We start from the raw sequence: 11,779 nt of genomic DNA, 5'->3' as shown, positions 1-11,779 counted from the left end.
ACTTGGATCCCCGGCTTCTCGGCCAGCATCTCGGTCAGCCGTTCGGCGGCGCCCGCCGCTTGCGCAAGCTCGCCCCAGACTTCCGACAGGGCGCCCAGCGCGCCGGCGGCGAACACCGAATAGAGCAGGAACTGACCGAGCGTACCGGGCGATATCGAACCTTCGAGCACGTCGCGCGAGCCGAACCACAGCACCGCCACGACGGACGAGAAGATGGTGAAAATAGCGAAGAAGGTAAGGAAGGAGCGCGCGAAGATCGACGAGCGTGCCGCCTCGAAAGCGGCTTCCACCGCGGCCGAGAAATGTCCGGTGACCAGCTTTTCATTGGTGAAGGCCTGCAGCGTGCGCACGGCGCCGATCTGTTCGCTGGCATAGGCGGTGGCATCGGCAAGCGTATCTTGCGCCTGGCGTGATTTGCGCCGCACCGAACGGCCGAAGGCGACCAGCGGCAGGACGATCACGGGTATCGCTGCAATGACCAGGCCCGACAGTTTCGGACTGGTGATGACCATCATCCCCACCGCGCCAAGGCCGAGGATGACGTTGCGTAGCGCCACCGAGGCCGTCGCTCCGACCGCCGACTTGACCTGCGTCGTGTCGGCGGCAAGCCGCGACACGATCTCGCCCGACTGGGCGGTGTCGAAGAAGGCAGGCGAAAGCGTCGTCACATGGGCGAAGACATCGCGCCTGATATCGGCGACGACGCGCTCGCCCAGCGTGATGACGAAATAGTAGCGACCGGCCGATGCGGCCGCCAGCACGGCGGCCATCGCCACCAGGGCGGCGAAATATTCGGCAATGAAGGTGGTGCTGGACGACGAGAAACCATGATCGATCATGCGCCGCACCGCCAGCGGCAGCGCCAGCGTGGTTGCCGCGGCGATGACCAGCGAGATGATGGCGCCGACGACCAGTGTGCGATAGTGCGTGATGTAGGGGAACAGGCGCCGGAACGGCTTGAGCGAACGCCGGCGCTCGTCTGCGCTGGTGATTTGCGCCATCCCGATGTTTCCTCCAGCCGCCCTTGGGGTCTGCGCCTCAATATGCGCTTGCCGCGGCCTTGTGATTCAATTCCGGCTGATGTATAGGCTCGCCGACCGTTTTAGAAGCCGTGGCTCCTCAATAGCTGCGGCTTCGAGTTTTAAAAAGGGGCGCATCGACGCAGGCTTATGCCCGTCGGCAGCGCCGGCAAGCCAGGAACCGAACCCATGAAGACCGACATCCATCCCGATTACCACACCATCAAGGTCGTCATGACCGACGGCACCGAATACACGACCCGTTCGACCTGGGGCAAGGAAGGCGATACGATGAACCTCGATATCGACCCGACCACTCATCCGGCCTGGACCGGCGGCCAGCAGACCCTGCTTGACCGCGGCGGCCGCCTGTCGAAGTTCAAGAAGCGTTTCGAAGGTTTCGGCATCTAAGTGCATGTCGCCCAAAAGTGCGAAGCGGTTTTGGGATAACGACTTGCACCAAGTAAGATCTTGAACCAAACGAGCTTTTTACAGATCAAAAACCCGCCCTTGTGGCGGGTTTTTTGTTGCGGCGCGTTGCTACTCCGCCAGCAATTCCCTGCGCGCCATGCGCTTGTAGGCGGCGACCAGCCTGTCGCCCTCCTGGCGCTTGACGGAAATCGCCAGCCGCATGGCGGCCTCGCCCATCTGCCAGATGAGGAACGCCGTCGTTTCCAACGCCGCCGGATCGGCTGCCGGCCGCAGCCGTTTCAGCACCGCGGTTAGAAACTCGGCATTGGCCCGGCTGTCGGCGAGTTCGAGCTGGCGCAGCGCCTTGTCGGCTTGCGTGCCCGACCAGATGTCGCGCATCACCGGTTCGGCCTGGAACAGCCGGTAATAGATATCGACCAGTTCCGAAAACGCCCGGCCCAGCCCTTCGGCGTCGCTGACACCAGCCAGTGCGGCTGAGATGCAGGCCTGGCTTTCGGCGGTGTAGCGCTCGGCCAGCGCCCAGATGATCGCCCGCTTGTCCGGAAAGAACTGGTAGAGCGACCCGATCGACACCCCTGCCCGTTCCGCCACCTCCCCCATGCGCATGGCGTCGCTGCCTTGCTCGGCGATCAGCGCCGAGGCAGCCGCCAGCATGCGCTCGACCCGCTCGCGGCTGCGTTGCTGGCTCGGCGCCCGGCGCGGCGAAGCAATCTGCTCCCGCGGGGAAACCGGCGCGGCCGTGTCTTCCATGACTGACTCCAATGCCAGCAAAATCGCTTGACTCGCAAAATACGAGGGTTTATCACATTTAGCAAATGTGAGGATTATTCATATTTTAACAGAGGAAACGGTTATGACTGACACGACAACCAAACCAATTCTGATCCTCTGCGGCACCGGCAAGACTGGCCGCCGTCTCGCCGAGCGGCTGACGGCGCACGACCTGCCGGTGCGGATCGGCTCGCGCTCCGGTACACCGCGCTTCGACTGGGAAGTCCCAGCGACCTGGGGACCGGCAATGCAAGGCGTCAGCGCCGCCTACATCAGCTACTATCCCGACATCGCCGTGCCGGGTGCCGCCGAAACCGTCGACGCTTTCGCCAGGCTTGCGGTGCAAAACGGTGTCACCCGACTGGTGCTGCTGTCGGGGCGTGGCGAAACGGAAGCCCAGCGCGCCGAAGAGATGCTGAAGGCCTCGGGCGCCGACTGGACCATCCTGCGCTGCGCTTGGTTCTCGCAGAACTTCAGCGAAGGCTTCTTCACCGAGTCCCTGGCTGAAGGCGAAGTGGCGTTGCCGGTCGGCAATGTCGGCGAGCCCTTTGTCGATGCCGACGACATCGCCGACGCCGCCTTTGCGGTCCTGACTGAGCCAAGGCATGTCGGCCAGCTCTATGAATTGACCGGGCCGCGGCTGCTGAGCTTTGCAGACGCGGTCGCCGAGATCGGCAAGGCAGCCGGGCGCGACATCCGCTTTGTCAGGATCTCGCATGACGAATTCACTGCCGCAGTGGCCGCGCATGAGCTGCCGCCCGAATTCGGCTGGCTGCTCAATGAGCTGTTCACCCAGGTGCTCGACGGCCGCAACGAGTCGCTCACCGACGGCGTCCAGCGCGTGCTTGGTCGCCAGCCAAGAGACTTCTCCGCCTACGCAACGCAAACCGCCGCAACCGGCATCTGGAGCAACTGACATGATCGCGAAGCTTCTCCCCACCCTCATCTTCATCGCCGCAATCGGCTCAGGCGTCGTCGGTGGCGTCTTCTTTGCTTTCTCCAGCTTCGTCATGCCGGGTCTCGCCCGCATGCCCGCTGCCGGCGGTATCGCCGCGATGAATTCGATCAATGTCACCGCGGTGACGCCGCTGTTCATGACCGCCCTGTTCGGCACGGCGCTTGTCTGCGTCCTTGTCGCCATCGGCGCGGTGATGGGCTGGAGCCAGTCGGGTTCGCTCTGGCTGCTTGCCGGCAGCCTGCTCTATCTCATCGGCATCGTGGTGGTGACGATGATCTTCAACGTCCCGCTGAACGATGCGCTCGCCGCCGTCGATCCGGCCAGCAGCAATGGCGCAGGCCTGTGGTCGCGCTACCTCAATGAATGGGTGATGTGGAACCATGTCCGCACCATCAGCGGCATAGCCGCGCTGGCATCCTTCTGGTTCGCCACGCGTTGACGACGATGGATGGAGCGACCGATGAAGGATCACTACGCAAAATGGCCTTCGGCATGGCAATCGGAGTTGGTGTCGGTGCCGCGATCGGCACCGCTCTGGATGATCTGCCGATGGGCGTTGCAGTTGGTATTGCGATTGGCGCCGCCTTCGGTGCGTGGCGACGCAAGTGACGGCAGCGCTGGCGACCTCTATGCCTTTGTCTTCCGGTCGGAATGGCCGAGGTCGCGGTCCGGATCAATGACATCGCGGACCAGTTGCTTCAGTTTGGCCGCGTCCGGAAAGCCGCCGTCGCGCTTGCGGTCCCAGACAAGCACGTCATTGCAACTGATGGTGAAGATGCCGCCGGTGCCGGGCACCAGCGTCACTTCGCCAAGGTCCGTGCCGAAGGTCGACAGCAGTTCCTGCGCCATCCAGCCGGCGCGCAGCAGCCATTGGCACTGCGTGCAATAGGTGATGCGGATGGCGGGGAGAATCTGCTCGCTCATGCCGGGCTGAGCTCCGCTCATGCCGCGCTGAGCTTGGCCATCGTCTCGTCGTCGACTTCGAAGTTGGCGTAGACGCTCTGCACGTCATCGTCATCCTCGAGCGTGGCGACCAGCTTCATCAGCGACTGTGCCCGCTCCTCATCGACCGGAACGTTGTTTTGCGGCCGCCAGATCGGCTTGACCGATTCAGCCTCGCCGAGCGCGCCTTCCAGCGCCTTCGACACTTCGCCCATGTTCTCAAAGCCGCAATAGATGGTGTGGCCTTCCTCGTCGGATTCGACATCGTCGGCGCCGGCTTCGATCGCCGCATCCATGATCTTGTCGGCGCTGCCGGCCGATGCCGGATAGTAGATCTCGCCGGCACGGTCCCACATGAACGACACCGAGCCCGTTTCGCCCATCGCGCCGCCGGCCTTGGTGAAGGCGGCGCGCACATTCGAGGCCGAACGGTTGCGGTTGTCGGTCAGCGCTTCGACGATGACGGCAACGCCGCCCGGGCCATAGCCCTCATAGCGCACGGCTTCGTAGTTCTCGGCATCGCCCATCGAGGCCTTGTTGACGGCGCGCTGGATGTTGTCCTTCGGCATCGACACCGCCTTGGCGTTCTGGATCGCCAGGCGCAAGCGAGGGTTCATCGATGGATCGGGCGTCCCGCTCTTGGCGGCGACGGTGATTTCGCGCGCCAGCTTGGAAAACATTTTAGACCGCACCGCATCCTGGCGGCCCTTGCGGTGCATGATGTTCTTGAACTGTGAATGGCCAGCCATGGTGTCGTCTTCTCGGCTAGAGCATCCCGAAGCGAAGTGATCTGACCTCGTTTCCGCAATGCCCGAATTCAAAATTTCAGAGCGTCCCAGGTGCACCTCGTGGAAGCACGGCGTTCTCTGTCGGAATGGCCGGCTTATAGATAAATCGGCTCAATTCGTCCAGCCGCACCGCGCATGCGGCGTAAGACATGACCTGCTGCGGCCGCTCATGCCTCGAGGTCCGACTTCAGCCGGTCGATGATGCTGAGGGCATGCCCGGCATACTGGCTGATCCAGCGGTCGTGGATCTGCTTGATCGGCAGCGCGTTGAGATGGTTCCAGCGCTCGCGGCCGTCGCGCCGCGCAACGATCAGATCGGCCTCCTCCAATACCTTGAGATGCAGCATCACGGTGCAGCGATCGATGTCGGGAAAGGCCTCGCACAGCATGCCGGTCGTCTTCGGCGTGTCCTTCAGCTGATCCAGCATTTCACGCCGGCGCGGGTGCGCCAGCGCCTTGAAAACATTGTCGTCTTGCGATCGGCTTGACATGTTATGTTTTTATAACATATCGTTGGACCGATCAAGGGAAGGAGTTGTGGATATGTCACTTGGATTCAGTGTTTCCGGACGAATCGGCAAGCCGGTCGCCGAGGTCTTCGACGCGGTCGTCAATCCGAAGAAACTGAGCGGCTATTTCACCACGATCGGCGGCGCCAGCGCCCGGCTGGAAGCCGGCGCCGGCGTCGTCTGGTGGGGCAAGGTGCCGGTCGAGGTCGACGAAGTGGTCAAGGACAGCCGTATCGTGCTGCGCTGGGATGCCACCGACGCCGACGGCAAGCCGGCCTACAAGACCCGCATCGAGATGAATTTCGAGCCGCTCGACGATGGCGGCACCTTCGTCACCATCGCCGAGAGCGGTTGGCAGGAAGGCGCGGTCGGCCTGAAGAAGTCCTACCTCAATTGCGAGGGCTGGTCGCAGATGCTGGCCTGCATGAAGGCCTATGTCGAATACGGCATCAATTTGCGCGACGGCTACTACCGCAGCGAGATGAAGGGCGAACCCGCCAACGAGACCAATGTTTGAGCGACCCGATATCCGAGCAACAGAAGGAAGATGGAGACCTTGCGATGACGAAAGTATCGCCATTCCTGATGTTCGAGGGCAAGGCCGAAGAGGCAATGACCCTCTATTGCGAGACCATTCCCGGCAGCAGCGTGCTTGACGTCACGAATTACGGCCCCGGCGAAGACGGCCCGCAAGGAACGGTCAAGCTGGCGCGGGTGTCGATCGCTGGGCTGGAAGTCATGGTCTTCAACAGCCCCGTGCACCACGCCTTCACGTTCACGCCATCGGTCTCGCTCTATGTGGACTGTTCCTCAGAAGAAGAGCTGAACCGAATTGTCGGGACGCTGGGCAAGGACGGCGCGTTCCTGATGCCACCGGACAATTACGGCTTCAGCCGCCGTTTCGCATGGCTCAACGACAGGTTCGGGGTCTCCTGGCAGATCAATCTCGCATGACCAGCCTGAGCAAAGGCGACAACAGCAGAACACGACAACGGAGCCAGCTATGACCACGAAAATCACCGGCGGCATCAACATCGCCATGAAGGTACCGCCGCACCAATATGAGGCGACGATCGCCTTCTACCGCGACGTCGTCGGCCTGAAGCCGTTCACAGACAAAGCACCGGCCATCGGCTTCGAGCTTGGCCCCAACCGCCTGTGGATCGATGAGGCGCCGATGATGAGCCAAGCCGAGGTGTGGCTGGAGCTGTTCACCAAGGATTTCCTCATGGCTGCGGATCATTTCGCCAAGGCCGGTGTTGTGCGTTGCGACGCCATTGAGCCCTTGGGCGAGGACTTCCGCGGCGGCTGGATCACCAACCCTGCCAACATTGTTCACATGCTGCGCGAACCGGACGCCTGGTGAGCGCCGAATAAAGGAGCATCCGATGGACATCCGCGAAAAGCCAACCGCCGAAGCCGGCATGCTGATCCGGCGGCCTGTCGCCGATGTATTCGAGGCCATCGTCGATCCGGCCATAACCACGAAATTCTGGTTCACCCATGGCAGCGGCCGGCTGGACAGCGGCAAGCAGGTCCTCTGGGAGTGGCGCATGTACGGCGTCTCGACGACGGTCGACGTCAGCGAGATCGTCGCGAATGAAAAGATCGTCATGCAATGGAGCGATCCGCCGACCACGGTGGTCTGGACCTTCACCGAAATGCCCGACGAGACGACCTTTCTCGAGGTTCGCAATTTTGGCTTCGCCGGGGATGGCGACGAGCAGGTGAAAGAGGCCGTCGGCTCAACCGGCGGCTTCACGCTGGTGCTGGCCGGCGCCAAGGCGTGGCTGGAACAGGGCCTGACGCTCGGCCTGATCGGCGACCGTCACCCGAAGGGCGTGCCAGGACATTAGGTATTCAGGGTCTGCCTCAATGCCCGCCGCCCGACTTCTTACGTCGCCGCGCCAGCATGTTGAGCCCCTCGACCAATGCCGAAAAGCCCATCGCCGCATAGATGTAGCCCTTGGGCACATGGTAGCCCATGCCGTCTGCGATCAGCGTCATGCCGATCATCAGAAGGAAGCCCAGCGCCAGCATGACGATGCTCGGGTTCTTGGCGATGAAGTTGGCCAGCGGCCCGGCCGCCAGCATCATCACGGTGACCGCGACGATCACGGCGATGTACATGATGGCGATCTCGTCGGTCATGCCGACGGCGGTGATGATCGAATCGATCGAGAAGACCAGGTCGAGCAGCAGGATCTGGAAGATCGCGCCGGCAAGGCTGATCTGCAGCGTCTCGCCCATCATCGTATCCTTGTGGTCGTCGGGATCGACGGTGTGATGGATCTCCTTGGTCGCCTTCCAGACCAGGAACAGGCCGCCGGCGATCAGGATCAGGTCGCGCCAGGAAAAACCGTGACCGAAGGCCGTGAACACCGGCGTGGTCAGCTGGACGATGATCGAAATGGTGGCCAGCAGCACCAGCCGCATGATCAGGGCCGCCGAGATGCCGAGCCGGCGGGCACGGGCCCGTTGTGCTTCCGGCAGCTTGTTGGTCAGGATCGAGATGAAGATCAGATTGTCGATGCCGAGCACGACCTCGAGCACAATCAACGTCAGCAGCGCGACCCAAGCCGTCGGGTCGGAAACAAATTGAAAATGCGGCGCCAGGAATTCGATGAGCTGCATGGAGGTCGTCCCCTCTTTTAACGATCTAGAGCAGTGTCGCCGGCAGTTAGGTACTAAGCGTGCCTATATCAATGTCACGACCAGAAGGACGGTGCGGTTTCCTCCAGCCGTGGCCCGCGACGAAACGGCGCAATCCGCTCGGTCAGCCCTGTGCGGTCTGAAATATCGACGCCGACGCCGCACAAGGTCGCCGGTCCGGTCGCCGCCTCGAAGCGGCCTTTCGGCACCTTCGACAGGAACCGGTTGAGCGGCTCCTCCTTGTCCATGCCGAGCGAGGAATCATAGTCGCCGCACATGCCGGCGTCGGACATATAGCCGGTACCGCCGTTGAGGATCTGGTGATCGCCCGTCGGCTGGTGGGTGTGGGTGCCGATGACGAGGCTGGCGCGGCCGTCGACGAAATGCGCGAAGCACATCTTTTCCGAGGTCGCCTCGGCGTGGAAGTCGATAATCACGGCATCCGCCTGCTCGCCGAGCGGACAGGCGGCAAGCTCGCGTTCGCCTGCCTGGAAGGGATCGTCGAGCTCGGGATGCATGAACACCCGGCCCATGATGTTGGCGACCAGCACGCGCGCGCCGCTCCTGGCGATATAGACACCGGAGCCGCGCCCGGGCGTGCCCTTGGGAAAGTTGGAGGGACGCAGGAAGCGCTCTTCGCGCGGCGCGAAGGCGAGCGCGTCGCGCTGGTCCCAGACATGATTGCCGGTGGTGACGACATCCGCACCGGCCGCGATCGTCTCGCGAAAGATCTCTTCGGTGATGCCGAAGCCGCCGGCGGCGTTCTCACCATTGACGATGACGAAATCGAGTTTGAAGTCGGAGATCAGTCCGGGCAGCTGTTCCCACACCGCCGTGCGTCCTGTCTTGCCAACCATGTCACCGAGGAAGAGAAGTCTCATATGATCCCGCACCGAAGGTCAGCGAAAGCTGCATGGCGCCAGTGAAGATCATGCGCCCCTTGTACTTATCTACAATTTTGGCGCGAAGCGGCGCAACCCGCTCTCGGTGAGTATTTCCGCGATGACGACGTCGTGCGCCTCATCCGGCACCTGCGCCACCTCCTGGCAGTCGAAGGCGATGCCGATCAGCCGCGGCGGCTGTCCCTTGTCGATCAGCTTGGCGATGGCGCGGTCGTAATAGCCGGCACCATAGCCGATGCGATGGCCGCGTGCATCGAAAGCGGCAAGCGGCACCAGCATCACAGAGGGGTCGAGCACCTCGGCTTCCTCGTGAGGGCCGACCGTGCCGAAACCCATCTCGACCATCGGCGCGCCGCGCACCAGTTCGCGAAAGACAATGGTGGTCTTGTCGAGAATGGCCGGCAGGCAAAGCCGCGCGCCCTTTTCGCGCAAGGCAAACATCAGCGGCCGAACGTCGACTTCCGAACGCATCGGCCAGAAGCCGGAAACGATCTGGCCCGGCTCGACATGGAGGTGATCGCGTGCCGTCTCGGCCATTTCAAGCGCGACCTCCACCCGCCAGAACTCATCGAGCGCATCGCGGCGTCCGAGGGCCTCACGGCGAAGCTGCTTTTTCAGGTCTTTGAGAGAGGTCATTCAGCCAGGGTAGAAAAGGTCAGATCTGGATGGAGTTTTGGGAGCGACGTTTTCCACCGCAATCATCCACCGAAATGCGGGACGCGTGGCAATAAGTGACGATCCACACAACCGGTGGAGAGAGCGATCCCGGGAACCTACAAAGTAGGTGGGCGCCGTGTGAGAAAACCCACGGGTCTTCCCAGGGACAGCTCCCTAAGGATCGTTAAGGCCCCGGGGAAAATGTTCTCCTGCCGGGAAGCACAGACCGTCCCGCCCAATATAGGCTGCCGGCCGGCTAAGCGCCAGTGAGACGGGCATATGTTTCCATCAGGGTTCAAGCCCATTCGCCGCGGCCGGCGCACCCTTGCACAGGGTGAGCCGCGTCCTTACGGTTGCCATGACCAACCGAGGAGCAAGAATGCGTTTCGAAGGCACGGCGGCCTATGTCGCCGACAAGGATCTGATGGTGGCCGTCAACGCGGCGATCGCGCTGGAGCGGCCCTTGCTGGTCAAGGGCGAGCCAGGCACCGGCAAGACGGAGCTGGCCCGCCAGGTGGCGTCAGCACTTGGCCTCGACCTCATCGAATGGCACGTCAAGTCGACGACGCGGGCGCAGCAGGGCCTGTACGAATATGACGCCGTCTCGCGGCTGCGCGACAGCCAGCTTGGCGACGAGCGCTTCAACGACATCAGGAACTACATCAAGCGCGGCAAACTCTGGGAGGCGTTCGCCGCCGGCAGGAAGGTCGTGCTTTTGATCGACGAGATCGACAAGGCCGACATCGAATTCCCCAACGACCTCCTGCAGGAACTCGATCGGATGGAGTTCTTCGTCTACGAGACCGGCGAGACCATCCGCGCCGCCGTCAGGCCGATCGTCATCATCACCTCCAACAACGAGAAGGAGTTGCCGGACGCGTTCCTGCGCCGCTGCTTCTTCCACTACATCCGCTTTCCCGACGTCGACACGCTGCACAGAATCGTCGATGTCCACTATCCCGGCATCAAGCAGAACCTGGTGCGAGCGGCGCTGACCCAGTTCTACGAAATCCGCGACGTGCCCGGCTTGAAGAAGAAGCCGTCGACCTCCGAAGCGCTCGACTGGATAAGGCTGCTGGTCGCCGACGACATCGCGCCGGAAGATCTGCGCGCCGATCCGAAGAACGCCCTGCCCAAGTTGCATGGCGCATTGCTGAAGAACGAGCAGGACGTGCATTTGTTCGAGCGGCTGGCGTTCATGGCACGAAGGCAGCAATAGGTCAGCAGCAGCGCTTTCCCTCCTGTGGACCGTTGCCCGCAGCCGAACAGGCAGGCAGCCTCGGCCAAACCTTCAGAGGAGATGACATGTCCGAGATTATCGTCCGCCCGCTCGCGCAGTCCGACCATGCCGATTGGCGGCGGCTGTGGACCGACTACCTCACCTTCTATGAGACGAAGCTGCCGGAAGAGGTCTACGCCATCACCTGGAAGCGGCTGTTCACCGAAAGTGAGTTCGAGCCGAAAGGCTTCATCGCCACGCTGGACGGCAAGGCGGTTGGGCTCACCCACTATCTCTACCACCGCTCCGGCTGGTCGGAAAAAAACAACTGCTATCTGCAGGACCTGTTCGCCGACCCTGATGTGCGCGGCAAGGGCATCGGCGCTGCGCTGATCGAGGCAGTGAGACAGGAAGCCGAAAAAGTCGGCGTCAAGAACGTCTACTGGATGACGCACGAAACCAACACCACCGCGCGCAAACTCTACGACCATGTCGCGCGCCGCACCGGCTTCATCGAGTATGATCTGCTGTAGATAGACAATGTTCATCCCCTTCTTCCTCGAACTGAAGGCCGCGCGTGTTCCCGTTTCGCTCAGGGAATATCTGTCGCTGCTGGAGGGGCTGGAAGCCGGGCTGGTCGACTACGACGTCGAAGGCTTTTATTACCTCGCCCGTGCGGCGTTGGTGAAGGACGAGCGCCATATCGTCCGCTTCGACCAGGTGTTTGCCCATGTCTTCAAGGGCATCGAAGCACTGGGCGGGCCGGATGCCGTCGATGTCGCCAACATCCCCGAGGAATGGTTGCGCCGCCTCGCCGAAAAGCACCTGACCGACGAAGAGAAAAAACTGGTCGAGGCGCTGGGCGGTTTCGAGAAACTGATGGAGACATTGAAACAGCGGCTGCAGGAGCAAAAAGGCCGCCACCAGGGC

General features: G+C 62.3%; 18 protein-coding genes, 1 other RNA gene and 1 pseudogene. 11 read left to right on the top strand and 9 right to left on the bottom strand.

Annotation, left to right across the window (positions count from 1 at the left end; translation table 11 throughout):
- Window positions 1-1,001 (bottom strand): ABC transporter transmembrane domain-containing protein (locus EOD15_RS17940; protein ID WP_245463702.1); only part of this gene is annotated, 1,001 nt, incomplete at its 3' end.
- Between the two features lie 207 nt (window positions 1,002-1,208).
- Between EOD15_RS17940 and rpmE the strand changes: the two genes are divergently transcribed.
- Window positions 1,209-1,430 (top strand): 50S ribosomal protein L31, encoded by a 222-nt coding sequence (gene rpmE / locus EOD15_RS17935; RefSeq protein WP_013529118.1) that lies wholly within the window; start codon window positions 1,209-1,211, stop codon window positions 1,428-1,430.
- A 129-nt stretch (window positions 1,431-1,559) separates the two neighbouring features.
- Here the strand turns inward: rpmE and EOD15_RS17930 are convergent, their stop codons facing one another.
- A complete protein-coding gene (locus tag EOD15_RS17930; protein WP_127408693.1) occupies window positions 1,560-2,201 on the bottom strand; it encodes a TetR/AcrR family transcriptional regulator in 642 nt (213 codons plus the stop codon).
- 103 nt (window positions 2,202-2,304) lie between these two features.
- On the opposite strand from EOD15_RS17930, the gene EOD15_RS17925 reads away from it, so the two are divergent.
- From EOD15_RS17925 to EOD15_RS37235, 3 genes are read left to right on the top strand one after another with little or no spacing between them, the layout of a single operon-like run.
- Complete coding sequence (locus tag EOD15_RS17925) at window positions 2,305-3,138, top strand: NAD(P)H-binding protein (RefSeq protein WP_127319146.1); 834 nt, start codon at window positions 2,305-2,307, stop codon at window positions 3,136-3,138.
- A 1-nt stretch (window position 3,139) separates the two neighbouring features.
- Window positions 3,140-3,619 carry an anthrone oxygenase family protein gene (locus tag EOD15_RS17920; protein WP_127319144.1) on the top strand — a complete coding sequence of 160 codons (480 nt, stop codon included), beginning with the start codon at window positions 3,140-3,142 and terminating at the stop codon, window positions 3,617-3,619.
- A 41-nt stretch (window positions 3,620-3,660) separates the two neighbouring features.
- Window positions 3,661-3,789: a hypothetical protein gene (locus tag EOD15_RS37235; protein WP_127319156.1), complete on the top strand. Its 129-nt coding sequence runs from the start codon at window positions 3,661-3,663 to the stop codon at window positions 3,787-3,789.
- Window positions 3,790-3,807: 18 nt separating this feature from the next.
- Here the strand turns inward: EOD15_RS37235 and EOD15_RS17910 are convergent, their stop codons facing one another.
- The 3 genes from EOD15_RS17910 to EOD15_RS17900 all read right to left on the bottom strand — a co-directional run bounded on the left by EOD15_RS17910 (window position 3,808) and on the right by EOD15_RS17900 (window position 5,401).
- Window positions 3,808-4,104, bottom strand: a complete 297-nt coding sequence (locus tag EOD15_RS17910; protein WP_127218697.1) for a SelT/SelW/SelH family protein — start codon at window positions 4,102-4,104, stop codon at window positions 3,808-3,810.
- A 17-nt stretch (window positions 4,105-4,121) separates the two neighbouring features.
- Window positions 4,122-4,871, bottom strand: coding sequence for a YebC/PmpR family DNA-binding transcriptional regulator (locus tag EOD15_RS17905; protein ID WP_023811824.1), 750 nt, complete (start codon window positions 4,869-4,871; stop codon window positions 4,122-4,124).
- A 206-nt stretch (window positions 4,872-5,077) separates the two neighbouring features.
- Entirely contained in the window at window positions 5,078-5,401 is a 324-nt protein-coding gene (locus tag EOD15_RS17900) for a helix-turn-helix domain-containing protein (protein ID WP_127319142.1), read from the bottom strand.
- Window positions 5,402-5,453: 52 nt separating this feature from the next.
- Here EOD15_RS17900 and EOD15_RS17895 point away from each other — a divergent pair, with 52 nt between their 5' ends.
- From EOD15_RS17895 to EOD15_RS17880, 4 genes are read left to right on the top strand one after another with little or no spacing between them, the layout of a single operon-like run.
- On the top strand, window positions 5,454-5,936 hold the full coding sequence (locus tag EOD15_RS17895; RefSeq protein ID WP_127319140.1) for an SRPBCC domain-containing protein: 483 nt from the start codon (window positions 5,454-5,456) through the stop codon (window positions 5,934-5,936).
- 44 nt (window positions 5,937-5,980) lie between these two features.
- Window positions 5,981-6,373, top strand: coding sequence for a VOC family protein (locus tag EOD15_RS17890; protein WP_127319138.1), 393 nt, complete (start codon window positions 5,981-5,983; stop codon window positions 6,371-6,373).
- A gap of 49 nt (window positions 6,374-6,422) precedes the next feature.
- On the top strand, window positions 6,423-6,785 hold the full coding sequence (locus tag EOD15_RS17885; protein ID WP_127319136.1) for a hypothetical protein: 363 nt from the start codon (window positions 6,423-6,425) through the stop codon (window positions 6,783-6,785).
- 22 nt (window positions 6,786-6,807) lie between these two features.
- On the top strand, window positions 6,808-7,275 hold the full coding sequence (locus EOD15_RS17880) for an SRPBCC family protein (RefSeq protein ID WP_127319134.1): 468 nt from the start codon (window positions 6,808-6,810) through the stop codon (window positions 7,273-7,275).
- Window positions 7,276-7,291: 16 nt separating this feature from the next.
- Here the strand turns inward: EOD15_RS17880 and EOD15_RS17875 are convergent, their stop codons facing one another.
- The 4 genes from EOD15_RS17875 to ssrS all read right to left on the bottom strand — a co-directional run bounded on the left by EOD15_RS17875 (window position 7,292) and on the right by ssrS (window position 9,861).
- A complete protein-coding gene (locus EOD15_RS17875) occupies window positions 7,292-8,053 on the bottom strand; it encodes a TerC family protein (RefSeq protein WP_127269216.1) in 762 nt (253 codons plus the stop codon).
- Between the two features lie 74 nt (window positions 8,054-8,127).
- Window positions 8,128-8,952, bottom strand: a complete 825-nt coding sequence (locus tag EOD15_RS17870) for a YmdB family metallophosphoesterase (protein WP_127319132.1) — start codon at window positions 8,950-8,952, stop codon at window positions 8,128-8,130.
- A gap of 69 nt (window positions 8,953-9,021) precedes the next feature.
- Window positions 9,022-9,609: a 5-formyltetrahydrofolate cyclo-ligase gene (locus EOD15_RS17865; protein ID WP_127327610.1), complete on the bottom strand. Its 588-nt coding sequence runs from the start codon at window positions 9,607-9,609 to the stop codon at window positions 9,022-9,024.
- 96 nt (window positions 9,610-9,705) lie between these two features.
- Window positions 9,706-9,861, bottom strand: a non-coding RNA gene (gene ssrS / locus EOD15_RS17860) — 6S RNA.
- 148 nt (window positions 9,862-10,009) lie between these two features.
- Here ssrS and EOD15_RS17855 point away from each other — a divergent pair.
- The 3 genes and pseudogenes from EOD15_RS17855 to EOD15_RS17845 form a co-directional block, all read left to right on the top strand.
- Window positions 10,010-10,849: a MoxR family ATPase gene (locus tag EOD15_RS17855; protein WP_023811813.1), complete on the top strand. Its 840-nt coding sequence runs from the start codon at window positions 10,010-10,012 to the stop codon at window positions 10,847-10,849.
- Between the two features lie 86 nt (window positions 10,850-10,935).
- Window positions 10,936-11,382 carry a GNAT family N-acetyltransferase gene (locus EOD15_RS17850; RefSeq protein WP_127319130.1) on the top strand — a complete coding sequence of 149 codons (447 nt, stop codon included), beginning with the start codon at window positions 10,936-10,938 and terminating at the stop codon, window positions 11,380-11,382.
- Between the two features lie 7 nt (window positions 11,383-11,389).
- Window positions 11,390-11,779 (top strand): annotated as a pseudogene (locus EOD15_RS17845) (VWA domain-containing protein); the annotation flags it as partial.

It is taken from the genome of Mesorhizobium sp. M7A.T.Ca.US.000.02.2.1, from assembly GCF_003996995.1.
Taxonomy (GTDB): domain Bacteria; phylum Pseudomonadota; class Alphaproteobacteria; order Rhizobiales; family Rhizobiaceae; genus Mesorhizobium.
This window is presented reverse-complemented; position numbering and strand designations above follow the sequence as displayed.

Coding starts and splice junctions, on each gene's coding strand:
- rpmE (WP_013529118.1), top strand. CDS start 1,209: ATGAAGACCGACATCCATCCCGATTACCACACCATCAAGGTCGTCATG.
- EOD15_RS17930 (WP_127408693.1), bottom strand. CDS start 2,201: ATGGAAGACACGGCCGCGCCGGTTTCCCCGCGGGAGCAGATTGCTTCG.
- EOD15_RS17925 (WP_127319146.1), top strand. CDS start 2,305: ATGACTGACACGACAACCAAACCAATTCTGATCCTCTGCGGCACCGGC.
- EOD15_RS17920 (WP_127319144.1), top strand. CDS start 3,140: ATGATCGCGAAGCTTCTCCCCACCCTCATCTTCATCGCCGCAATCGGC.
- EOD15_RS37235 (WP_127319156.1), top strand. CDS start 3,661: ATGGCCTTCGGCATGGCAATCGGAGTTGGTGTCGGTGCCGCGATCGGC.
- EOD15_RS17910 (WP_127218697.1), bottom strand. CDS start 4,104: ATGAGCGAGCAGATTCTCCCCGCCATCCGCATCACCTATTGCACGCAG.
- EOD15_RS17905 (WP_023811824.1), bottom strand. CDS start 4,871: ATGGCTGGCCATTCACAGTTCAAGAACATCATGCACCGCAAGGGCCGC.
- EOD15_RS17900 (WP_127319142.1), bottom strand. CDS start 5,401: ATGTCAAGCCGATCGCAAGACGACAATGTTTTCAAGGCGCTGGCGCAC.
- EOD15_RS17895 (WP_127319140.1), top strand. CDS start 5,454: ATGTCACTTGGATTCAGTGTTTCCGGACGAATCGGCAAGCCGGTCGCC.
- EOD15_RS17890 (WP_127319138.1), top strand. CDS start 5,981: ATGACGAAAGTATCGCCATTCCTGATGTTCGAGGGCAAGGCCGAAGAG.
- EOD15_RS17885 (WP_127319136.1), top strand. CDS start 6,423: ATGACCACGAAAATCACCGGCGGCATCAACATCGCCATGAAGGTACCG.
- EOD15_RS17880 (WP_127319134.1), top strand. CDS start 6,808: ATGGACATCCGCGAAAAGCCAACCGCCGAAGCCGGCATGCTGATCCGG.
- EOD15_RS17875 (WP_127269216.1), bottom strand. CDS start 8,053: ATGCAGCTCATCGAATTCCTGGCGCCGCATTTTCAATTTGTTTCCGAC.
- EOD15_RS17870 (WP_127319132.1), bottom strand. CDS start 8,952: ATGAGACTTCTCTTCCTCGGTGACATGGTTGGCAAGACAGGACGCACG.
- EOD15_RS17865 (WP_127327610.1), bottom strand. CDS start 9,609: ATGACCTCTCTCAAAGACCTGAAAAAGCAGCTTCGCCGTGAGGCCCTC.
- EOD15_RS17855 (WP_023811813.1), top strand. CDS start 10,010: ATGCGTTTCGAAGGCACGGCGGCCTATGTCGCCGACAAGGATCTGATG.
- EOD15_RS17850 (WP_127319130.1), top strand. CDS start 10,936: ATGTCCGAGATTATCGTCCGCCCGCTCGCGCAGTCCGACCATGCCGAT.